24 protein-coding genes and 1 pseudogene are annotated in these 22,442 nt (G+C 37.3%); 21 read left to right on the top strand and 4 right to left on the bottom strand.

Going from position 1 to position 22,442, the window contains the following annotated elements; all coding sequences use genetic code 11:
- Positions 1 to 10 precede the first annotated feature (10 nt).
- The 10 genes from JFU24_RS03385 to JFU24_RS03340 all read left to right on the top strand — a co-directional run bounded on the left by JFU24_RS03385 (position 11) and on the right by JFU24_RS03340 (position 10,077).
- The gene (locus JFU24_RS03385; RefSeq protein ID WP_201180669.1) at positions 11 to 1,360 is read left to right on the top strand and encodes an acetyl-CoA carboxylase biotin carboxylase subunit; all 1,350 of its coding nucleotides are present in this window, start codon (positions 11 to 13) and stop codon (positions 1,358 to 1,360) included.
- Between the two features lie 71 nt (positions 1,361 to 1,431).
- Positions 1,432 to 1,644 carry an acetyl-CoA carboxylase biotin carboxyl carrier protein subunit gene (locus JFU24_RS03380; RefSeq protein WP_053345955.1) on the top strand — a complete coding sequence of 71 codons (213 nt, stop codon included), beginning with the start codon at positions 1,432 to 1,434 and terminating at the stop codon, positions 1,642 to 1,644.
- Positions 1,645 to 1,661: 17 nt separating this feature from the next.
- The gene (locus JFU24_RS03375; protein ID WP_201249505.1) at positions 1,662 to 2,561 is read left to right on the top strand and encodes a hydroxymethylglutaryl-CoA lyase; all 900 of its coding nucleotides are present in this window, start codon (positions 1,662 to 1,664) and stop codon (positions 2,559 to 2,561) included.
- Positions 2,562 to 2,580: 19 nt separating this feature from the next.
- Positions 2,581 to 3,363 (top strand): enoyl-CoA hydratase, encoded by a 783-nt coding sequence (locus JFU24_RS03370; RefSeq protein ID WP_201249504.1) that lies wholly within the window; start codon positions 2,581 to 2,583, stop codon positions 3,361 to 3,363.
- Positions 3,364 to 3,386: 23 nt separating this feature from the next.
- Positions 3,387 to 4,916, top strand: coding sequence for an acyl-CoA carboxylase subunit beta (locus JFU24_RS03365; protein WP_201180667.1), 1,530 nt, complete (start codon positions 3,387 to 3,389; stop codon positions 4,914 to 4,916).
- 204 nt (positions 4,917 to 5,120) lie between these two features.
- Positions 5,121 to 5,885, top strand: a complete 765-nt coding sequence (locus JFU24_RS03360) for an NUDIX domain-containing protein (RefSeq protein ID WP_201180666.1) — start codon at positions 5,121 to 5,123, stop codon at positions 5,883 to 5,885.
- A gap of 14 nt (positions 5,886 to 5,899) precedes the next feature.
- Positions 5,900 to 6,451, top strand: coding sequence for a cysteine hydrolase family protein (locus tag JFU24_RS03355; RefSeq protein WP_201249503.1), 552 nt, complete (start codon positions 5,900 to 5,902; stop codon positions 6,449 to 6,451).
- Positions 6,452 to 6,512: 61 nt separating this feature from the next.
- The gene (locus JFU24_RS03350) at positions 6,513 to 7,982 is read left to right on the top strand and encodes a nicotinate phosphoribosyltransferase (protein WP_201180664.1); all 1,470 of its coding nucleotides are present in this window, start codon (positions 6,513 to 6,515) and stop codon (positions 7,980 to 7,982) included.
- A 35-nt stretch (positions 7,983 to 8,017) separates the two neighbouring features.
- Entirely contained in the window at positions 8,018 to 8,848 is an 831-nt protein-coding gene (gene nadE, locus JFU24_RS03345) for an ammonia-dependent NAD(+) synthetase (RefSeq protein ID WP_201249502.1), read from the top strand.
- A 935-nt stretch (positions 8,849 to 9,783) separates the two neighbouring features.
- The gene (locus JFU24_RS03340; RefSeq protein ID WP_201249501.1) at positions 9,784 to 10,077 is read left to right on the top strand and encodes a hypothetical protein; all 294 of its coding nucleotides are present in this window, start codon (positions 9,784 to 9,786) and stop codon (positions 10,075 to 10,077) included.
- A 183-nt stretch (positions 10,078 to 10,260) separates the two neighbouring features.
- Here JFU24_RS03340 and JFU24_RS03335 read toward each other — a convergent pair whose 3' ends face one another.
- Positions 10,261 to 10,671 (bottom strand): hypothetical protein, encoded by a 411-nt coding sequence (locus JFU24_RS03335; RefSeq protein ID WP_053345965.1) that lies wholly within the window; start codon positions 10,669 to 10,671, stop codon positions 10,261 to 10,263.
- Between the two features lie 642 nt (positions 10,672 to 11,313).
- Here JFU24_RS03335 and JFU24_RS03330 point away from each other — a divergent pair.
- From JFU24_RS03330 to JFU24_RS03310, 5 genes are all read left to right on the top strand, one after another.
- The gene (locus tag JFU24_RS03330; protein WP_201224634.1) at positions 11,314 to 11,562 is read left to right on the top strand and encodes a hypothetical protein; all 249 of its coding nucleotides are present in this window, start codon (positions 11,314 to 11,316) and stop codon (positions 11,560 to 11,562) included.
- Between the two features lie 362 nt (positions 11,563 to 11,924).
- A complete protein-coding gene (locus tag JFU24_RS03325; protein ID WP_201224632.1) occupies positions 11,925 to 12,353 on the top strand; it encodes a YwqH-like family protein in 429 nt (142 codons plus the stop codon).
- Complete coding sequence (locus JFU24_RS03320; protein WP_201180652.1) at positions 12,353 to 12,643, top strand: YwqI/YxiC family protein; 291 nt, start codon at positions 12,353 to 12,355, stop codon at positions 12,641 to 12,643. The genes JFU24_RS03325 and JFU24_RS03320 overlap by 1 nt, the downstream gene beginning before the upstream one ends.
- Positions 12,640 to 13,404: a T7SS effector LXG polymorphic toxin gene (locus JFU24_RS03315; protein ID WP_201224630.1), complete on the top strand. Its 765-nt coding sequence runs from the start codon at positions 12,640 to 12,642 to the stop codon at positions 13,402 to 13,404. The genes JFU24_RS03320 and JFU24_RS03315 overlap by 4 nt, the downstream gene beginning before the upstream one ends.
- 30 nt (positions 13,405 to 13,434) lie before the next feature.
- On the top strand, positions 13,435 to 14,091 hold the full coding sequence (locus tag JFU24_RS03310) for a pre-toxin TG domain-containing protein (RefSeq protein WP_201249500.1): 657 nt from the start codon (positions 13,435 to 13,437) through the stop codon (positions 14,089 to 14,091).
- Between the two features lie 714 nt (positions 14,092 to 14,805).
- On the opposite strand, the gene JFU24_RS03305 is transcribed toward JFU24_RS03310, so the two are convergent.
- Positions 14,806 to 15,051: a hypothetical protein gene (locus tag JFU24_RS03305; protein WP_201224626.1), complete on the bottom strand. Its 246-nt coding sequence runs from the start codon at positions 15,049 to 15,051 to the stop codon at positions 14,806 to 14,808.
- A 312-nt stretch (positions 15,052 to 15,363) separates the two neighbouring features.
- On the opposite strand from JFU24_RS03305, the gene JFU24_RS30675 reads away from it, so the two are divergent.
- Positions 15,364 to 16,260 carry a peptidoglycan-binding protein gene (locus JFU24_RS30675; RefSeq protein WP_201249499.1) on the top strand — a complete coding sequence of 299 codons (897 nt, stop codon included), beginning with the start codon at positions 15,364 to 15,366 and terminating at the stop codon, positions 16,258 to 16,260.
- Between the two features lie 116 nt (positions 16,261 to 16,376).
- Here the strand turns inward: JFU24_RS30675 and JFU24_RS03295 are convergent, their stop codons facing one another.
- Complete coding sequence (locus JFU24_RS03295) at positions 16,377 to 17,399, bottom strand: helveticin J family class III bacteriocin (RefSeq protein WP_201249498.1); 1,023 nt, start codon at positions 17,397 to 17,399, stop codon at positions 16,377 to 16,379.
- Between the two features lie 459 nt (positions 17,400 to 17,858).
- Between JFU24_RS03295 and JFU24_RS03290 the strand changes: the two are divergent.
- The 4 genes and pseudogenes from JFU24_RS03290 to JFU24_RS03275 all read left to right on the top strand — a co-directional run bounded on the left by JFU24_RS03290 (position 17,859) and on the right by JFU24_RS03275 (position 19,969).
- Positions 17,859 to 18,372: pseudogene (locus JFU24_RS03290) on the top strand (DUF3189 family protein).
- A 319-nt stretch (positions 18,373 to 18,691) separates the two neighbouring features.
- Positions 18,692 to 18,883, top strand: coding sequence for a hypothetical protein (locus JFU24_RS03285; RefSeq protein WP_053345975.1), 192 nt, complete (start codon positions 18,692 to 18,694; stop codon positions 18,881 to 18,883).
- A 377-nt stretch (positions 18,884 to 19,260) separates the two neighbouring features.
- On the top strand, positions 19,261 to 19,524 hold the full coding sequence (locus tag JFU24_RS03280; RefSeq protein WP_201224611.1) for a YjcQ family protein: 264 nt from the start codon (positions 19,261 to 19,263) through the stop codon (positions 19,522 to 19,524).
- Positions 19,525 to 19,624: 100 nt separating this feature from the next.
- Entirely contained in the window at positions 19,625 to 19,969 is a 345-nt protein-coding gene (locus JFU24_RS03275; RefSeq protein ID WP_201224609.1) for a YolD-like family protein, read from the top strand.
- Between the two features lie 336 nt (positions 19,970 to 20,305).
- Here JFU24_RS03275 and JFU24_RS03270 read toward each other — a convergent pair whose 3' ends face one another.
- Positions 20,306 to 20,503, bottom strand: a complete 198-nt coding sequence (locus JFU24_RS03270) for a hypothetical protein (protein WP_201249497.1) — start codon at positions 20,501 to 20,503, stop codon at positions 20,306 to 20,308.
- Between the two features lie 511 nt (positions 20,504 to 21,014).
- Between JFU24_RS03270 and JFU24_RS03265 the strand changes: the two genes are divergently transcribed.
- Positions 21,015 to 22,409 carry an Ig-like domain-containing protein gene (locus JFU24_RS03265; protein WP_201249496.1) on the top strand — a complete coding sequence of 465 codons (1,395 nt, stop codon included), beginning with the start codon at positions 21,015 to 21,017 and terminating at the stop codon, positions 22,407 to 22,409.
- Positions 22,410 to 22,442 lie beyond the last annotated feature (33 nt).

Raw genomic sequence — 22,442 nt, 5'->3', positions numbered from 1 at the left:
GGGATATCGAATGATTCGAAAAATTCTTATCGCAAACAGAGGAGAAATTGCATCACGTGTAATCCGTACGTGCAAGAATTTGGGAATTAGTACGGTCGCTGTCTATTCCGAGGCAGATTCGGAAGCACCATTTGTAGAATATGCGGATGAGGCCTATTTATTGGGAGGGTCCAGAGTTCAGGAAAGCTATTTAAACGTCAAGAAGATTTTAGAAATAGCTAAAGAAACCGGTGTAGATGCCATCCATCCAGGATACGGATTTCTAAGTGAAAATGCAGATTTCGCTCGCTCATGTGAAGATGCTGGATTGATTTTCATTGGACCCAAACCTGAAGTTATCCAGCAGATGGGCAATAAAGTTGAAGCGCGAAAAAAGATGGAGCAAGCAGGGCTTCCATTAGTGCCAGGATTCTCACGGCCATTAATTGATAGCGCTGAAGCAGCGGCAGTTGCCGAAAAGATAGGGTATCCAGTTATGCTGAAAGCATCAGCCGGCGGCGGTGGTATCGGTATGCAGGCAGTTGCAAATGCCGATGAACTGTTAAAAGCATTCGAAGGGAATCAAAAACGTGCTCAATTATTTTTCGGTAATGGAGACATGTTCATTGAAAAATTGATTGAAAAACCCCGTCATATCGAAATTCAAGTATTAGCAGATGGATTTGGAAATGCTGTTTACTTATGGGAACGAGAATGTTCCATTCAAAGGCGCCACCAGAAGGTCGTAGAAGAAGCCCCTTCTTCATTTCTTGATGAAGAAACAAGAAAGCAGATGGGGATAGCCGCTGTAAAAGCGGTGAAGGCTATCGGGTATTGTAATGCGGGTACCCTTGAATTCTTAGTTGATGCCGATAAAAACTTCTATTTTCTAGAAATGAATACACGCCTTCAGGTCGAGCATCCGGTCACTGAGGAAATCACAGGACTTGATCTTGTTGAACAGCAAATTAAAATTGCTTCAGGCAACAAACTCGACTTTACACAAGAAGAGGTGAAAAGGGAGGGGCATTCTATTGAAGTGCGCATTTATGCGGAAGATCCCAAAACCTTTTATCCTGCACCGGGGAAAATTAGCGGTTTGAAACTTCCTGAAGGTGAAGGAATTCGTCATGAACTGGCCGTTCAGAACACATCGGTCGTTTCACATTTTTACGATCCTATGATCGCCAAATTGGTAGTAAGCGGTGGTTCGAGGAATGAAGCCATCGATAGATTAAGAGAAGCATTGAACACCTATAAAATAGATGGAATTAAAACGAACCTTCCTCTACTTAAGGAAATAATCGTCCATGAAGCTTTTTCAAAAGGCGATACAACAACGGACTTTATTGATAAATATATTAAAAAAATTACTGTATAAACTGTTTGTCGGGGATCGGGAGGGAAAACCGATCCGTTACTAAAAACTAAAATTATTTGGAGGAATATGATATGGCAGAATTAAAAGCAAGTATGGCAGGAAGCGTATGGAAAATCGTAGCGGGTGAAGGTCAAAGTGTTACCGATGGACAGGATATCATAATCTTAGAATCCATGAAAATGGAAATCCCCATTGCTGCTGAGGAAGCGGGTACTGTTAAGGAACTTAAAGTTAATGAAGGGGATTTCGTAAATGAGGGCGACGTTTTGGCCGTCATTGAATAAAGAGACGGAGGGGTAAAATGAATTGGCCTGAAAAAGTAACCATTAAAGAAGTGGGTCCGCGTGATGGGCTTCAAAATGAAAAGGTCATTATACCGACGCAAAGAAAAATAGACTGGATCAATCAGCTTTCTGATACTGGTCTTTCCTATATTGAAGCCACTTCTTTTGTACATCCAAAATGGATTCCTCAATTGAGTGATGCTGTGGAGGTAGCCAAGGGTATCAATAGGAATCCAGATATCACCTATGCGGCTCTTGTTCCGAATCAAAGAGGATTGGAGTCGGCCCTAGAAGCGGATATTGATGAAATTTCAGTTTTCATGTCATCAAGTGAGACCCATAATCTAAAGAATATAAATAAAACGATTTCAGATACCTTTCCTGTATTAAAGGAAGTTATCGATTCAGCAGCAAGAAGCAGGAAATCAGTTCGAGGCTATGTTTCAACTGTATTCGGGTGTCCTTATGAAGGCGAGGTTTCAATCGAACAGGTTTTCAAGGTTTGTGATCAGCTGTTTGAATACGGAATCAACGAGCTATCATTAGGAGATACCATCGGTGTCGCATCTCCTAGACAGGTAGCCTTATTCCTTGAACAGGCTGTAAAAAGATACGATATAGACCGAATTGCTCTCCATTTTCATGATACAAGAGGCATGGCTCTCGCTAATGTCCTCAAATCACTAGATTATGGGATTAAAACTTTCGACTCCGCGCTCGGTGGTTTAGGGGGATGCCCATATGCACCAGGTGCGAGCGGGAATGTAGCTACGGATGACCTGATTCATATGCTACATAATATGGGGATTCACACGGGAATCGATCAAGGAAAACTTATGGGTGCAGCGTCTATGATGCAAAGCTTCTTGGAAAAACCATTGCCTAGCCATCAGATGGCTGTCTATAACGCGCAATAAAAAAACATGAGGTGAAACTATGACATCGATAGTAGAGATTAGTCATGAGGAACAGGGAATTGCCATTGTGACCTTAAATCGGCCGGATGCTGCCAATGCGTTATCCACAGAACTACTTCATTGCTTATACGAAGGACTAAATGAATTGAAATTACAGTCTAATCTGCGGACAGTCATAATAACAGGAGCTGGAGAAAAGGCATTTTGTGCTGGTGCAGATCTAAAGGAACGAGCAGGGATGAATGACGAGAAAGTCAGGGAGACATTAAAGCTAATTGGTGACACGATTACAGCGGTTGAAAATCTTCCAGTTCCAGTCATTGCTGCAATTAATGGCTCCGCTTTTGGCGGAGGACTTGAGCTGGCTCTTGCCTGTGACATTCGCTTAGCATCTGAAACGGCAAAGATGGGACTGACTGAAACTGCGCTTGGAATAATTCCAGGCGGTGGAGGTACTCAGCGGTTGCCGCGGATTGTCGGAATGGCGACAGCGAAAGAACTGATTTATACGGCAAGGAGACTGGACGCTAAAACGGCACATGCCATGCAAATTATCAGCCATATGTACCCGCCTCAACATCTACTTGAGGAAGCGAAAAAACTGGCTGGAGAAATTGCTGTCAATGCCCCTTTAGCACTAAGAGCGGCAAAAGCTGCCATGAATCAAGGGGCAGATACAGACTTGAAAACTGGATTGCAAATCGAGAAGGACTGCTATCAGACAACACTGCAAACCCGTGACCGACTGGAGGGGCTGTCAGCATTCAAGGAAAAACGCAAACCGGTATTTACGGGTAATTGATTTCAATTGAAGGAGGAACATAGATGGTAACGACGGATAAACTTACAGAAACGGTAGAAACGATAAAAAAAGGCGGCTTAGAAAAATATCATCAAAAAAATGCTGAAAAAGGGAAGCTTTTCGTACGTGATCGGCTACAGCTTCTATTTGACGAAGGAGTTGAAATCGAGGACGCCTTCTTCGCAAATTGTGCGAGTGATGGGCTGCCTGCAGATGGTGTCGTTACAGGCATCGGCAAAATCAACGGACAGAGGGTCTGTGTCATGGCCAATGATTCGACTGTAAAAGCAGGTTCTTGGGGAGCGAGGACTGTCGAGAAAATCATCCGCATTCAGGAAACCGCTGATAAGTTACAATTGCCACTACTATATTTAGTTGATTCAGCTGGTGCCCGCATAACGGATCAAGTCGAAATGTTTCCTGGACGCCGTGGGGCAGGCCGGATCTTTTACAACCAAGTGAAGCTATCTGGAAAAGTGCCTCAAATCTGTCTATTGTTCGGTCCTTCCGCAGCAGGTGGGGCATATATCCCTGCTTTTTGCGATATTGTTGTTATGGTTGATGGAAATGCATCCATGTATTTAGGTTCACCGAGGATGGCCGAAATGGTCATTGGCGAAAAAGTGACCGAAGAGGAAATGGGTGGAGCGAAAATGCATTGTTCCGTTTCAGGATGTGGTGATGTACTCGTTAAATCAGAAGAAGAATCCATTGCCTTTGCTCGCCGATACTTAAGCTATTTTCCAGGAAATTATCAACAAAAGCCGAAAGCTACCAAACCTGAGCTACCTGCTGAATTTGAAAAAACGCTGGAAGAGCTGATTCCAAAAAATCAAAATGCTGCATTTAATATGTATGACCTCATCGACAGGATTATAGACCGTAATTCATTTTGCGAAATCAAAAAATTATTTGCCCCTGAATTGATTACTGGTCTTGCAAGGTTAAATGGCCATACGATTGGAATTATAGCCAACCAGCCGCGTGTCAAAGGGGGGGTTCTGTTCCATGATTCTGCTGATAAGGCCGCCAAGTTCATCAATTTATGTGACGCTTTCCATATCCCACTTTTGTTCCTAGCGGATATTCCAGGATTTATGATTGGAACTAAGGTCGAACAGGCAGGCATTATTCGCCATGGTGCGAAAATGATATCTGCAATGAGCGAAGCCACGGTTCCCAAAATTTCTGTCGTTGTTCGTAAGGCTTATGGTGCCGGATTATACGCGATGGCAGGTCCTGCTTTTGAACCGGATTGCGTTCTCGCCTTACCAACTGCTTTGATTGCTGTTATGGGTGCGGAAGCAGCGGTTAACGCAGTCTATGCTAACAAAATCAGTGCAATGGACGCAGTAGAACGACCTGCTTTCATTGAGCAGAAGCGAAATGAATATAATGAAGATATTGATATTTACCGCTTAGCCTCAGAGATGATTGTTGATGCTATTATCCAGCCAAATGACCTGCGTGATGAATTGAGCGCTCGGTTTGAAGCATATAGTAGCAAGCAAATGACATTTACTGAGCGTAAACACGGAGTATATCCCGTATAATAAATATAATAAACAGCCCGGTCATGTTGACCGGGCTGTTTATTTTGCAGTACGGAAGAATATGATGAATGATTTTACTAATAATATGAAAATTTTACTAAGTTAAGTGTTGCAATATTAATCAAGGAAGAGTACTATAATTAGTAATTAATGATTTACTAATTACTACGTTTTCAGTCTTAGTAAAAGAAAGTGAGAGTTGCCATGGTTCAGCAGGAAAAAAAGAAATATATTACTCCAGATGGATACACAGCAGATATTGCGATCTTTACGATTACCACCAAGAAGACGGCCGAGAAAGCCCCGCCTGAAATGTTATTAAAGCTATTATTAATCAAACGTGCTACAAAAGATAGGGAAGGAAGCCCGAATGTTGAAGGTGATAAATGGGCTTTACCCGGTGGCTTTGTGAATGCTGGCGAGACAGCCTATGAGGCAGCCAAACGAGAATTAAAAGAAGAAACAGGTGTGACAGGATTTCATGTGAAGCATTTTGGTGTATATGACCATCCGGGACGTGATCAGAGAGGGTGGATTATCTCTAATGCTTTTTATGCAATTGTTCAGGAAGAATTTCTTCATCAAAGAAAAGCGAATGACGATGCAGCTGAGGTGGAATTGTTCACGATACAGGAAGCTTTAAAATTAGAACTTGCTTTTGATCATTATACAATTATTAATGAAGCGATAAATTTAATGAAAAAAGAAATGGTGCAAACAACGATAGCTCAAAAGTTTTTACCAGAAGAATTTACACTTTCAGAACTCCAACGTGTTTTACTAACAGTTAGGGATGATGCGAAAATCAGTGCAGATTCACTTTTTTTTGCAAAAGCCCCAAAGCTCCCGTTCTTGGAGAAAGTATTGGATGAAAAGGGCTTACAGAAGAAAACTAAACGTAATTCATTTCGGCCTTCACAACTTTACCGATTTAATGCAGAGATTGTCATGGACTCTATTTATTATTAGGAGGAATGAGTGAAATGGGTAAAAAGGCTTTAATCAATATTGATTATACATATGACTTCGTGGCAGACTGCGGTGCATTGACATGTGGAAAGCCTGGACAGGAAATCGAAGATACACTGGTCGGTATAACTAAGGAATTTATCAAGCAAGGGGAATACACGGTATTTGCGATTGATCTTCATGAAGAAGGAGACCGCTTACATCCTGAAACGAAATTGTTTCCACTACATAATATTAGCGGTACAATGGGTAGAGACCTTTATGGTACGTTAAAAGAGGAATATGAAACAAATAAAAATCTAAAGAATGTTTATTATATAGATAAAACACGTTATTCGGCTTTTGTAGGAACGGACCTTGATATCAGACTTAGGGAACGGGGCATTACCGACGTATATTTAGTCGGTGTTTGTACCGATATCTGCATATTACATACTGCAATTGACGCTTACAATTTAGGCTATAATATCTTTGTTTACGAAAATGCAGTGGCCTCATTCAATAGTGCGGGTCACGAATGGGCACTTACACATTTTAAAGGATCACTTGGAGCAACCATTCTTTAATATCTATTCACGCAACAGAATAGAAGAGAGGCGGCCGCTTCTCTTTTGGGAGGAACTATCCATGGAAAAAAAGTACAACGACGACAGTTACGCACTACACACAGATCTTTACCAAATCAATATGGCTCAAACTTATTGGCAAGACAAAACACATAACCGAAAGGCCGTATTCGAGGTTTTTTTCAGAAAGCTTCCATTTAACAGCGGATATGCAATTTTTGCAGGACTAGAGAAAATTGTTCATTACCTACAGAACTTTTGCTTTTCAGAAAGTGATATCAACTATTTAAAATCGGAATTACATTACGATGATGAATTTTTGGATTATTTGCAGAACGTCCGTTTTACTGGAACGATTCGTTGCATGAAAGAGGGCGAGCTTGTTTTTGGCAACGAACCGATTTTACGTGTAGAGGCACCTCTTGGTGAAGCGCAACTCATAGAAACAGCGCTGTTGAACATTGTGAACTATCACACACTCGTTGCGACAAAGGCTTCGCGTATCAAACAAGTAATTGGCGATGAATCTGCACTTGAATTCGGCTCAAGACGAGCACAAGAAATGGATGCCGCAATATGGGGAGCACGCGCTGCCTACATTGCAGGCTTTGACTCTACAAGCAATGTCCGTGCAGGTAAGCTGTTCGGTATTCCGGTTTCAGGGACACATGCTCATTCCATGATTCAGGCCTATAAAGACGAATATACGGCATTTCATAAATATGCAAGCTCTCATAAAGATTGTGTATTTTTGGTGGATACTTATGATACGCTACGTTCCGGCATCCCGAATGCAATCCGTGTCGCCAAAGAACTGGGCGATAAAATTAATTTCATTGGCGTCCGTCTTGATAGCGGCGATTTGGCTTATCTGTCAAAAGAAGCACGCCGTATGCTAGATGCTGCAGGTTTCCATGATGCGAAGATTGTCGCTTCAAATGATTTGGATGAATATACGATTATCAACCTGAAGCAACAAGGAGCAAGAATCGATATTTGGGGAATCGGGACCAAATTAATTACGGCTTATGACCAGCCTGCATTAGGTGCCGTTTATAAGATGGTTTCAATTGAGGACGAAAATGGGAATATGAGAGATACCATCAAAATTTCTTCTAACCCTGAAAAGGTAACGACACCTGGCCTAAAACGAGTATACAGAATCATTAATAAAGTCAACCACCATGCAGAAGGCGACTACTTGGCTATGGAATATGAAAAGCCTCAGGAACAGGAAAAATTAAAAATGTTCCATCCTGTCCATACTTTCCTAAGTAAATTTGTCACTGATTTCGATGCGGTGGACCTGCATGAGGATATTTTTATGGACGGAAGTTTAATCTATGAATTACCATCCATTGATGAAATCAAGACCTTTACGGAAAAAAATCTTCAAGTATTATGGCCAGAGTACTTACGTGCACTCAATCCTGAAGAATATCCGGTCGACTTAAGCCAGGACTGTTGGGATAATAAAATGAGAAATATAGATGAAGTAAAAGCCAATGTTGAGAGAATGTTTACGAAATAACGAGTCTACTTTATAAGGAAAGAGGGGCTATGCCAATGCGTCCATTACAAAATGAAATCGTAAAAAAATTACTTGTCCAACCAAAGATTAATCCTGAAGCTGAATTCAGAAAAAGTGTCGATCTTCTAAAAGATTATATGAAGAAAAACGCTTTTCTAAAAAGCTTTGTACTGGGTATTTCTGGAGGTCAAGATTCAACGCTAGGCGGCTATATTGCACAAACTGCTGTCAATGAATTGAATCATGAAACGAACAGCAAAGAATATAAATTTGTTGCTGTGAGCCTTCCATACGGTGTACAGGCTGATGAAGATGACAGACAATTGGCTTTGAAATTCATTAAGCCAAGTCAAACGGTAACAGTTAATATTAAGGAAGCAGTGGATGCATCGGTAAAGGCTGTTGAAGACGCTACAGGTGAAAAACTATCCCATTTCTTAAGAGGAAATGTCAAAGCACGTGAGCGGATGAAGGTGCAATACGATTTAGCCGGACTATATAAAGGTGTCGTGCTTGGTACAGACCATGCAGCGGAAGCAATCACCGGTTTCTTTACAAAACATGGTGACGGGGCAGCGGATATCATCCCGTTATATCGTTTGAATAAAAGGCAAGGAAAAGAAATTCTGAAATTCGTCGGAGCACCTGAGCGTCTATATACGAAAATTCCAACTGCAGATCTAGAAGATGACAAACCTCTGATTCCTGATGAAGTGGCTTTAGGAGTGAGTTATGATGAAATCGATGATTACCTTGAAGGTAAGGAGATAAGAACGAAAGCGGCCGAAATCATCGAAGGCTGGTATACAAAAACCGAACATAAACGGAATGAAGCCATTAACGTGTACGATACTTGGTGGAAATGAAGGAATAATGGAGAAGCTTAGTTAAGATAGGACTTCAGCATGTAATTGAATGATAAACGCCAATCACTGTTGAAAATGCAGGATTACGATTCTATTATTAGAGCCCATATTACTAGAAGATGCAGTAGAATACTATGGTTATGGGGAAGCAAACCAATCATGAGATTTTCAAATATTCCCATTTTGGGCCAAACCCAGCAGTAAAGAATGGAACCTTTCCTAAAGTGAAAGGTTCCATTCAGACTGTAGACAAACTCGATGAAAATCGAGTTTGTCTACAGTTTTTTTGAGGGGTTGTAAAAATTCGAACGTTGATTGGAACGTAGGGAACTCGCTTTCCGCGGGCGGTCAGGGAGCCTCCTCGGCGCCTTTGCGCCTGTGGGGTCTCCCTTGGACACGCTTTTCCCGCAGGAGTCTCGCACCTTCCGTTCCAATCAACTTTGTTTTAACAATTAGAAATAAACACTTTTTCCTACAGTCTTTTTTGTTTTAATATAGGAGTATTAATACTTGAGGTGATGACGATTCCTCTGGAACAAAACCCTTACATTCTTTCTAGTACTACTATTCTTTCTATTAACGCAGAAACTGAAAACCAGTCAGCCGTCACAGAAGAGATTTCAACATGATGGATATCAAATCTTATGCCAGCCAACTGGCCTAAGTGGCACAGAGAATGCTAAAGGGAGAATAATATGAACAATAAAATCATCGCACACTTTGAGAGGTATGCGGTGATTTTTTTAGTTGTAGACTATAATTCCATTTATAGGAAGACTCTTTAATATAAAGGGATTCTCCATATACAGGTACCAGACCGCTTTTTGCATCGGAAAATGGTAAACAAAGTATTTGTATATTTAGATATCTTGAAGTAGAGTATATTTAATATATATAATTTTAAATGGTTTTCCGATGGAGGTTCTTTTTACGATATGAAGGCAAGATATGAACTCGAAAACATGAACTTAACACTTAGCAATGTTACTTTACGCAATGCGACTGACAGTTATGTTCTTTTGAAAGCGGCAGATGATAATAATAATGAAATAACGATTAAGCTTTCACACGGTCAAGCAGAATTTCTAGAAGCGGAATTAAGAGAAGTAAACCGCCGTCGTAAGGAAAATAGCTCTGAAATATCTGGACATAATCAGGAAAGTTTAAATGACGACGATTCTTTCAATTTGTTTAGCATTGATTTATTTAATGAAAATGAATCAAAGTAAATCTGAAATTCTAAGATTGTAAAATCTATTACTCCACATAATGCCAGCTTCTCTGTAACTACTCCCTTTTTCCATTCTAAGATATGCTACAGAGAAAGTTCTCATTATAACCTCTTATATAACTCCAAAGCTAAATTCCGGATAAACTAGCGTAAGTAATGTTAAGAGCAAGGTGATCTCTTGTTACCTTTTTTTTGATTGTTTGAAGAATTTTTTAATCAATAAATACAGTGAGGAAATTGCAGCAAAAACTAAGAAAAATACGATGAAGCCCCAGAGGCCTACTGCAGCATCTTGAAATTCCATATTTCCTCTACTAGTTAGAGCTTGTTGTATTTCAATTGCAAATACTAAGACAACCATGACAGTAAAGGTATATAGGAAAGAAAGAATGGTAATCCCAAAACGCATCCGGGATATTAAATTAGATAAAAATAACACAAACAAAAATATAATAATCCCTATAATCCCCATTATCCAAAAATGTAGATCTTTGTCCGTTGCATTTGAATTTAGAGTGTCGCTTACAAATAATAGTATAAAATCATGAATGTTGTTTACGATTTCCGCTAATATCTGGATGAATTCTTTCATGAATAACACCTCCAATCCCTAAATTATAGCAGGTTATAATTTTATATAGAAGGGATAAGTTATTAGGTTTATTCTGCATCATTTTACATAGATGTCATAGAAAATATAGCTAGTCTGATTGAGAAGGAAGGATAGTTGAAATGAATGCAATAGTTTAACGATTAAGCTAAGACACTCATTAATATCGAGTGTGTTTTTTGTTTTTCAGTTATTTTTAGCTCAGCACAATGGTTGATCTTTTTTAGGGCAAAACTAGGAAACATTTAAAGAAGAATTAAATGCATGGTATGAATGAAAATGGAGTAATTCGGAAAAGAAGAAGACCTTATCCGTAAAACTTAAGCAAGGATGCAATGGCAGCTAAATAAAGGTATAGTTAATATATGAAGTCTAGCCGGTGGCTATACAACATTCGATACATAGAAAAGATAAAGATCAAGTAGAAAATGAAAGTAACAATTTTAGCCTTGATTGTATTGATTGGCTTTTTTATTTATAAGTTGTTTAAAATAACAAAGAGCTAAATTAGTGATTACGAGCCTAATTATGTTCTAGTAACAGCAGGTATATTGGATTATTATTATAAGTTAGATTTTTAACAATACGTAAAGGCTATTTGATTTATCTGGTGGAGGAAAAAGTATGCAAAAAGAACATAATCACATGTTAACAATAATTGATTTTATGAAAACTGGTCACAAAACTTACTTTGTGAAAATAGTAGGTTTTGATGCTGATGCTGAAAGGGAATTTGAAGGTGAAATCAAATTTGTCCAGAATATGCCTTTTGGAGATTTGATTCACCCTCAAAGATCACATTTATCTTCTACTTGCAGAGAATTTGTTCGTGAAAATTTGATAAACAGATATGATTCTGGTGAATTTAACTGAATTTAGGAAACCATGAGTTCTATTTGAATGAATATCTCCTTGTTTGTTCATAGTTTACCTAGCTTTTCAATATGTCTGATAATAAATTTTAGACATCATATTCTAAGATAATTTTGTGTTTCAGTAGAGGGTCCATCTTTCCATTCCTTAGTAGATGGAGTGTTTTTTTGTTGTTTAATTTTGGTAAAAAACAGGGTATAAAGAATTTGTTGTACTTAATTATAATTATGTCAATTTTCTCTGTTTACAGACAAAATAGCATATTATTCCCTATTTAACTCTCAGACTTTAATCCTTATAATAGAAAATATGAAAAAAATGACAGTTATAATAGAAATATACTATTTTTGAGGTGAGTCTTTATGGTATATGCAGACATATTGAGTAACATGCACTCTGCTATTTCCAGTAAAATAGCTAGTTTAGACGAAAAAATTGAACGTTTAGTGAATGCGAAAGACGGTATTATAAAAGAACAAAGTATGTGTCTTAACGAGATTAGAAATATTAAAAATCCGGAGATGGGTAGTAGTTGGACAGGAAGCCGCTCAGATGATTTCCAGGAAGCCCGTGGTGATGCTTATAATTTGATGTATAGCATCATCCATGACGACTATGACGACTATCAATGGAAAATTGAAGCGATGATTACAAAGCTAAATGCCGAGAAAACTCTTATGAATATAGCTGGAAATATAGCCCAAGAAGCCGATCACCTTTTAGACAAAGGTGAGGAGGCACTTGGGCAGCTGGAAAGTAAAATATCAGATTTAAAAAGGCGGTTGATTTAATGGCGACAATCAAACTGAATCATCCTGCAGTAACAAAGCAAGTTAATCAGGTAAAGACTGCTCTTGGTACAGTAACGCTTGGAAATCTGCCGGCCGACGAGCTTGGGAAAAATAAGCTTGAATTTACCTCAAAGTGGATCGACCGTGAAGCAAACCTCGAAAAAGTATTTGAGCGATATATCAAAATCGTTCAAAAAAATGTGGAAGATACCCAGGCGAACATTGATCTATTGAAAGAACAGGACGATGCCATCACCCATTCGTCTTCAAATGGGTATCAGCCGCGATGAAAATATATGAAGCCAAGACATTGACGGCCGCAACCAAGTCGCGTGCCAAGCAATATGAAGAACTAAAGAAGGAAGTCGTTGCCCTAAAAAAGGAATTTCAGGGTATCGTCAGCCTGGATCACGAGTTTCAAGGCGCCGGGGCCGCGGCCATCAAAAGCTTCTATGAAGCACAAATCGATGTGGCGGACGCCTGGATCGAATTATTCACTACCCAGATCAGTTTTTTGGAAGGTATTCCTGCCAGTCTGGAAGAAGCGGACCTTTCCGGAGATACGGTGGTCGAGGTTCCCTTTTTAGATGGCGAAGTTTCGAATGGCATTAATCAAGCGAAGTCGCTTGTCGATGAACAAGCGAGTGATCTTCAAAGGTTCCTGAACAGCATTGACGATATCCTTCCTCTTCATATGTTCGATCAAAAAGACTTTAATGAAAAAATCACGCTGGCCGGACAAAGACTGGATGACACCATGACAAAGGTCGAAAATGTCGACCGGCAATTGGTGGAGGAATATGATGTCTCCGTCGGGCAGGAAAACGTGGCTGTTGGCCTTTTCCGTGCCTTGCTTGATGCCACGAAACAGGATGGCAACGTTTCGCCGATGACTTTTAACCAATCGGCCTTTAAGAATAGTGACGTCTATCAAGTGAAGGATGAAGTCGCCGGTCAGATGAAAGACTATCAGACCTTCAAAAAGCAACAAGCGGAAGCCAAGGAAATCGAACGCGAAATGGGAAGAACTCGAAAACCGCCCATGGTATGAAAAGGCCTGGGATACGATAAATACCTTTACATGGGAATTGATCATTCAATCAGGGCATCAACCGGAGTCGAACCAGTAACGGGCCGCAAGTTGTCCGAAGCCGAACGAATCGCCGCCGGAGCCATGGCCGCCGCTGGATTTATCCCTGTAGTCGGCTGGGGCCGGGCCATCAGAGGCGGCAGCGCCATCTACAAAACGGCCAAAGGACTCAACGCGGGGAATCATGCACTCGCTGTCTATAAAACGACAAAAGGCTGTAGCCTCCTCCAGAAAACCGAATACGGCCTGTACGTGCTCACCGCAGCCAACGGACTAGGCGAAGCGGTCACAGGTATAGACATGTTTGGAAACCATCTAACCGAAGAACAGCGCCAGAACGGGCTGATGATAGCCCTTGTAATTGGCGGTGTGGCAGATGCTGCGAAGGTCGCTGATAAAGTAGCAAGTGGTACAAAGTTCATCCCTTACAGTAAGGAATCTGCGCAAAAGCTGGTTCAGAAGGTCCAAGCCTTTGGCAGGGAGATCGGCAAAGTGAAATTGCCTCTTTGTATTAGGGTCGAGGAATTAGCTACTGCGTATGGAAACAGCTACAAGAATGTCACTTTTGATAATATGAAGATTAAGGATTTCGTACAGAAGTTTGCAGTCAAGAGTGATTGTGTTAAGGGTACGGGTACGGGTATGTAATACCATGTCCAAAGAATCTCAGAAATAGAAGTCAAGTTCAAGAAAAATCCTAAACACGATGCAGAAGAATTCGAAAGTCAGTTAAAACCAAGAAAAAGGGTTGTATGTTTCAATAAGTCTTTAAAACCAAATTATTTATGAGTGTTTTTCTGTACTTGTCCACACCTTCTTTTTGTCTATGCATATACAATATTAAGGAGGGTGTTAGGATGAATTGTTTTATAGAAAAATGCTTTGAGAATAATGATCCAAGTACAGTTTGGGTTCCTAAAAAGCGTTGCAAATGTAAGAACAGGCATCGTTTTTATTAATCACTTAAAAGTAAGAAGCAACCGTTTTAGAAGGTTTTTTACAGTTTAGAAGCAAATACGTAATAAAAAGCCTGATGATAGTGCGTGTATACTGATTAATAGTAATATTTTTTGGGGGCAGTCCTAGAGACTGCCCTTTTATATGATAAAAATCTAAATGGGAATAATATGTATAGTAATAGGCAAGAAAAGGATTGAACAGGAGTTATATGCTGGATGTATGGAGGAACTGTGGGGATATTTTAAAATAAAAGTGATAAACATATTGATTAGTCTTTAACTACCAGGCTCCAAATAGTCATATTATGACTTAATGTCATGGAAAGTGAAAATTTGATAAAAGTGATGTGTGTAATAATAGAAAAAGCACTAAACCTTAATGGTAAGTGTTTTTTACATGGAACTATTCTTTCTTTAAAATTTGTCTGCTTTGTAAGATAATCTCTTTATTTTTATTGATTGCTTCAACATTGTTAAACTTAACATGGTCATTAATTAATTCGTTATCTTCCATATATTCAAGTAATAATTCGACAGACTTATCCAACAACCTTTCCAGTTGGATATTCCTTTCTTCGGCTAAACGAGTGAGTCGCATGTTTAAATGAGAAGCCAGAGTTACATCTATTGGATCTCTATCTCCGCTCAAATGTATTCCTCCTTCAGCTGTATTACTTCTATTATATGATGGAAAGGATTGGATGGCAAAATTATTATATGTTTTTGTGAACTGATTGCAACAACTTGGCTTTCACATTTGGGCTAGGTTAATAACTTCTTTTTTATGATATATACTACCTTTTAATAAACAGTGAGAACAAACTGTACGGTATTTAAAAAATAATAAGTAACAAAATACGAGTCGCCTCTTAATTAGGGGTGGCTTTTTATTATGCAAAGAGCAGTTAGGTGTACAAGCATTTGTGATTAAATAGCATAAAAATAATATGAGGTGAATAAAATGAAGGCAAAATTACAAACGTTATTAACCAGATCCGAAAAGAATATGGGCAGTGGTATACATCCAGTGGTGAAAGAATCAGCATTAGAAATGATTAAACGCGCCTATAAAGAAGGTATTTTTGTTCAAATCAGCGCAGGCTACCGTTCTATGGAAGAGCAAGCAAAGTTATATGGTCAAGGTCGCCTAGGATATAGTTATAAAGGGAAAAATTATAGTGATCTATCGAAACCAAAAGTGACAAACGCTCAGCCAGGTCAATCTTATCACAACTATGGACTAGCCATTGATTATATCATAGTGAGTGATGATGGGAAGAATGCAATATGGACAGTTGATTCAAAGTGGAAACGTGTAGCTGCTATTGGTAAAGATTTGGGTTTTAAATGGGGTGGAGATTGGGCTTCGTTTAAAGACTATCCTCATTTGGAGATGACGGGTGGATTATCCTATTCACAATTACAAGCAGGCAAAAAACCCAATTTGGTATCAAAAGTGCCTACTGGTAATCAGATTGTAAAACAAATCCAAAAAACATTAAACAGTAGGTATAATACAAGAATCGTTGTGGATGGTTTTTATGGACCTAACACTAAGACGGCGCTGATAAAGGGGTTCCAAAGGGAGCTAAATAAACAATATAGAGCAAAGCTTAAGGTCGATGGGAAATGGGGTCCTAATACAAAGGCAGCTTCACCCATTATTAGAGAAGGGGCGAATGGGAATATCACATATATCTTACAAGCTGTACTTTATTCTGAAGGGTACAATCCAAATGGGGTAGATGGTATATTTGGAAATGGCACAAAATCAGCGGTAAAAGTATTTCAAAAAGCTAACGGATTACCAGCAGATGGTATCGCTGGTGAAAATACATTTGCTAAGTTGTTTGCATGACATAAAATTGTGTGCATGAATATGCAATAATTTTATGGGTGAATTATTGTATAGCTCCCAGAATCACACCACGTTAGAAGCCCATCTCTAAATCGAGAGGGGCTTTTTTTCTCTATCTATTCAAACAGAGTATATAATCGAATCGGTTTTTGGTTTCCAGAAGAATCTAATCCGGGATTTAAACTTAAAAATACAGTCTCTACACTTGAATTATTTGGATTATTTTCAACTTTAATTCCTTCTGCTTCAAGATTGCCAACATAACTTCCTGTTATTTTTATGGTGTTGATATGCTCGGCATTACCACCGTTAGTATAAGAATATTTATAGAGTGTAGGTGTATCACCTGCTGCACCGCCATACAGATAAAGGAATTTGTTACCAGAACCTATTCCAGTGATATCAAATCCTTGAAAGGAATTATTGGGTCTTGTGAGTCCTGTGAAATTTGTCAACTGCAATGAGCTTAGATCTTTTATGGACATTTTATTATCTGATGAAGCCTTTAATGCCTTTGTTACGTCACTTAGTTTATATACGGCGTAGTAGGTATTAGATGCTGAAGTTCCAATTTGAATTCTAAAACAAATACGATCTTTGCCATCTGCTATTGCAACAGCACTTCTATAGGCACTACCACTTATTTTTGATGTGACTTCTTCTAGATTTGTTATCGTTTTTACATTTACTACTTTTGCGCCCGTTGGTTTTGCAGGGTTAACTTTATACTCAATAAGTGATATATCAGTAGACCATTTATTGCTATCACCACTATTTACGGTATTCCCTACCCATAATAAAGTTTTTCCATTCTCTTTTATCACTTCTAAAGACTCTCCGTGTCCATAGTCTCCAAGTATTACATAATCTTCTACTTCACATTTTTCACCTTTTATAATGCAGCGTGAAAGCACTGTAGCCGATTTAACTCTCTGAGTAATAAAAACTTCATTTTTATCACCATAATCAAAGTTTTGTATAGCATTTTCATATTTCAGGCCTAAATATTCAAATACCCGGTCTATAGTAGTCGTTTTTGTTGGGACTGTGTTGGCGGCGCTAGTAGTAATACCGGACATATTTAAGAGTATGAGGCATCCCAAAAGTGTTATAAAAGTTTTTTTAAAAACTATTTTCATTTTATAATCCCCTTTTTATATTCTTATCATTATTATTTGCAGATAATATCATAACATGTTAATTATGTTTAATTTTATCTTAAAAGTTAAAAAATATAAGGAAGTAAAAGAGGATTAAAAGGTGTCGTTTATTTGGATGTATTTATAGTATCTACTACAAATTCAGGAACTGATTTTACTTGAAGAATATAGACCAAGCGTTCTTTGAACAAGTTTTTTCTCAAGGAAAAACTGCACGATCACTACATCTCGAATGGTTAAAACAAAGGGTTACCTATAGGTAGTACTGGTACAGTAACTGATCATGTTATAAGTTAAGTTTAAAATGATTCGATGAACAGAAGGAATCAACTGTGTAATATTAGCTAAAAGATAATCCCCTGAATTGGAACTAGAATAAATGACCATAATGACCATAATAGCCATAGATAAAAATATAAAGGATGTAAGGATGATATCATGATTTATATCTATAATGACTATGGTGGGACACATACCACGGCTCTAGCAAATTGCCTATCATTTAAAAGAAATTATCCAATCAGAACGAAAACTAACTAAAGAAGAAATATTAAATGTTAATTACTTCAATAAATTAACAAAAGATGATTCAGGGAAAATTATTTTCCATGGGATAGATGAAAATGGAGACTCGGTATATACTCTAGGACGGCGATCATCCAAAATTGTTGTTCCAGCATTAAAAAACTTAAGCTTCATACTGCAAAACAAACATCAATTTCATGAAAAAATAATATTCTCTAATACATCACCAACTGTACCGTTTGTGATGTCAATTGGGGGTTTTTTATCAAGACAATTAAAAATTGATTTTATTGGTGTACCATTATTAATTATAGGTGCCAAACAATGCTGTGATAATATTTTTCGGTTGGTTGAAAACACCAAACAAATAGGGAAATTCTCAAGTGAGGAAAAAGTGATTATTTTAGAAAATGAAAAATATAAATGATAATCGTTAGTATTTTATCTAGGTGAGAAAAGAGATATCCCTAGCACAGGAAGTCGGTTTTTACATAAAAAAACTAAAATGTTAAGCAAGATACGTTGAGTCAACCATAAATGTTGGCACTTTGTTGTTACACATCTTAAAGAAACTTCATGTTAACGAAATTATGTAAATTAACACTCATTTTTAATTAATAAAATCGAAAGTTTTTTGGAATCTATGTAAATTTTGTAATGAATATACGTGAATTTCGTAAATTTTTGGAATCCTAGGTAATTTCCTGATTTTTAGTTGTATGATTGTGAAAAAGGAGTTTATTGAGATGAAATTTTCAGAAACTATTGTAAATTTTTTTTCAATCAAACAAAAAGAAATACCTGACACACACTTTCAATGTCATGTCTGTGACGGAACAGGTGCCTATGATATATATACTGACTGTCTTACTTGTAATGGAAAAGGGCTAATAAGTAAAATTGAGTATTTTAGTAGGCTTGAAAACGGTGAAATCTAAAAGTTTTAATGTTGACTGTTACTATGCCTTATCGATTTACAGATAGTACTACAGAAAAACCTAAGAATAGGGAAAATATATAAAATTGTTTAGTTACACAGTTAGATTTTATTTTTTATCTGTCATTAAATAGGTAGGATTACATGAACCTTGTCAAATATATTAGTTACAATCATTGATAATGAATTCCCTAGTAGTCCTTTTAATAGGAAGAAACTGTGGGTATCTTGAAAAATAAATAAGAAACAAATCCAAAGTCGTCCAAAAGGTCGGCTTATTAATTTCGAAATGGGGAGACAAAAGATATTCGAACTTGGATTATCAGCTTTGTTTATTGGTACCCTGTTACCAAACTATTCAAAGCATGGACACCATGTTTGGCTATTTTAAAGGAATTAGACAACGGAAATTACGCCTTTAAACATGTGGATTTAGGGATTGAACCTAATGCGCTTAATGATCCTGTTGAATTCCTACAAGACGAAGGGTATATTGATGGTGCTGAAGTATATCTTACAGGGAATTATGATATATCCAACGCTATGATAATTGAAAAGGGAGAAGATTATCTAGAGGATAACTCCCTATTAATGAAAGCGTACAAAGGATGGAAGGGAGCGAGAGATTGGATAAAAATTTAGTAACAACGTTAAAGCATCCAATCATTGGATGTATCTTTTTTATCATAAATCGGAACAAATGTTCTATAATATAACTTATAGAATGAATGGAGTTGTTCCTATGTCACTTAAAGATCGCGGAAATATTAAATGGAAATCAGCTATGTTTTTGCCTGAGCACGTTAAATTACTAAAAGATTTAAATAAAGATTATTATCGGCAAGTAAAACCAATATTAGATGAATACCAAATAGAGGAGTTTGAAAACAAAATACACATTGCTATGGAGTTTAGTTCACCAGTAAAGTTTACTGTTTGGGAAGACGGCTTCGATTGGGAGTATACAGGATTATTACATAGATTAGACCCAATAACTAATTTGATTCATTTAGAGTTGGAGAAAGAAAAGGGATATATTATAAAAATAAAATTTGAAGATATTGTAGAGGTTGAAGTTAAAGAGTAAAGAAATTTAAATGGAAATACCACTTTGTTATATTCATAATTTTACATGTTACTCATAGAAAAGTTAATAAATGTGAATTTAAACTTAAAGCAAAATAGAGGGAAAAATTAATACTACAAAATCAGAGGTAAAAGATAATAAAAAAAGCTAGTGACAATAATATTACTAGACTGTGTTTGGATAAATTGTTGCTCAGGAACACAGTCAAAGTCATAAGAAATGTTGGTGAAAAGAGATATGAATACACAATCATACGATTTGTTTTTTTGCTTGTTTATCAAGCATAATAATAAGTATTTCACTTGCTTTCTTTTTCTTAATCATCCTATTAATTGACTAGCGTTGTCCTATATAGCCACGAATTTGTTTGTTATGATTAAAAAGCCTAGTATATTTAGGGTTGTAATACAAAGTAGTAAACCAATCGTATTCTTTTAACATATCAAGGTGTTTATCCGTATGTTTTGTACTATTATGTAATGACATTAATGCAACGAATAAAAAATCTAATGCTAATGATAATAATTCACCCATAATGAATGAGTCTCCTTATATTGGTTAATTTTACCTTAAAAGGATACTTAGGAGAAGTGTGATTTATTATTTTTCAATAGTCTGCATTTTTTCAAAACATAGCTTTTTGTTTACATAAAATGAATAATCCAAAAAAACCACCAGTCGGTTAGGATTGATGGTTTTCTTTTGTTTCAATAAACTCAACAACTTCCTCAATTTTACACAGATGTAAGGGACGGTAGCAAATACGTAAAGTTCAAAGGGAAGGATTCATCATATAAAGGTTCTTTTGAATTGAAGGACCATTAAAACAGTCTGCTCAAAGAATTGTGAATAACCATACTAGAATCTATTTGTATAGAAAACTGCTGAAGTGACTTAATGAGCAAAGTCGAGAGATTAATGACTCTCATTTGAAATGTATTTTTATGTGAAAAAATATATATAGAAACATATGGTAATTCAGGTACATATGTATTAGGATAAATATAGTAAATGGTTCATTATAACGAATTCAGGGGGAGAAAACGTGCGTAATAAAGGTATTTTGTCATTGGTTGCTGTAGGGTTATTAGCTTCCACAGTGTCCGTGGGTATTGTTAAGGCTGAAGGAAACAAGAACGAGTTGGTTAGGAAAGCTATAGAAAGTCAAGTAGAAAAACCTCTCCAAAAAGGTGCTATTGATCCTAAAACATTTAACCAAATTGAACAAGCATTAAAAGGTTCACAATCATACTCAGTAAATAGTTTCAATAAAATGGGTAGGATGAGTAGTGGCAATTCTGATGAAGATTACTTGATTGAAAGTGAATATAATGACGACTTTAATTCAGCAAATATATCATCATATGAAAAACCGACAATCGGTCAACTACTTCCTTTGTACGATGTTGATTTTTATAAAGTAAAAGTACCTCAGAGTGGAATTTTATTAGTAGGAGGAGAAACTAACACATACTCCATTGATCTTCTATTTACTGCCGTACAAAAAGATTTTGTTGAGAGTAGCAATTTGGAATATTTGGGTAGTGAATATGAGGATGATGTTGAAGTACAAGCGTATCAAGCTAAAGCTGGCACATATTATGTGGGTGTTATAGACACTGATAATGACTACATTGACAATAATACAGAAGAGGATTTATATGCTATCTCAACTGGATTTGTAGATAATGTTAAGCCATCTAAGCCAAGTGTTAATAAGGTTGACAATAATGACAAAGTTATAACAGGGAAAGCAGAAGCTAATTCTACGGTTACTGTTAAAAGTGGAAGTAAAGTGTTAGGCTCTGCAAAAGCAACATCTAAAGGAACATTCTCTATTAAAATAGCCGTGCAAAAAGCGGGAACTAAATTGACCATCACAGCTAAAGATAGTTCAGGGAATGTAAGTTCAAGTGTTGCTGTAGCTGTTCTTGACGTTGTTCCACCAAGTAAACCTACCGTAAGTAAGGTAGATAATAATGACAAAGTAGTAACAGGGAAAGCAGAAGCTAATTCTACGGTTACTGTTAAAAATGGAAGTAAAGCATTAGGCTCTGCCAAGGCAACAACTAAAGGAACATACTCTATTAAAATAGCCGTGCAAAAAGCGGGAACTAAATTAACGGTCACAGCAAAAGATAGTTCAGGGAATGTGAGTTCAAGTGCTTCTGTCACAGTGTTAGATGTTGTTCCACCAAGTAAGCCTACGGTAAGTAAGGTAGATGATAATGATAAATTTGTAAAAGGGAAAGCTGAAGCATTATCGACTGTGACCGTAAAGGTAGGTAGTAAATCCCTTGGTTCAGCAAAAGCAACGTCTAAGGGGAGCTACTCAGTTAAGATAAAAGCACAGAAAAAGGGAACTACCCTTTCAATAACTGCAAAGGATAAAGCAGGAAATGTTAGTTCAAAGGCAACTACTAAGGTTGTAAAACATTAAATTCACGGTGATATTACATCTGTTGTTACAGAT

The sequence above is a fragment of the Peribacillus sp. TH27 genome (assembly GCF_016650915.1).
Lineage (GTDB): Bacteria > Bacillota > Bacilli > Bacillales > DSM-1321 > Peribacillus > Peribacillus butanolivorans.
Note: the sequence above shows the minus strand (reverse complement) of the source record. Positions and strands in the feature narration are given on the sequence as shown.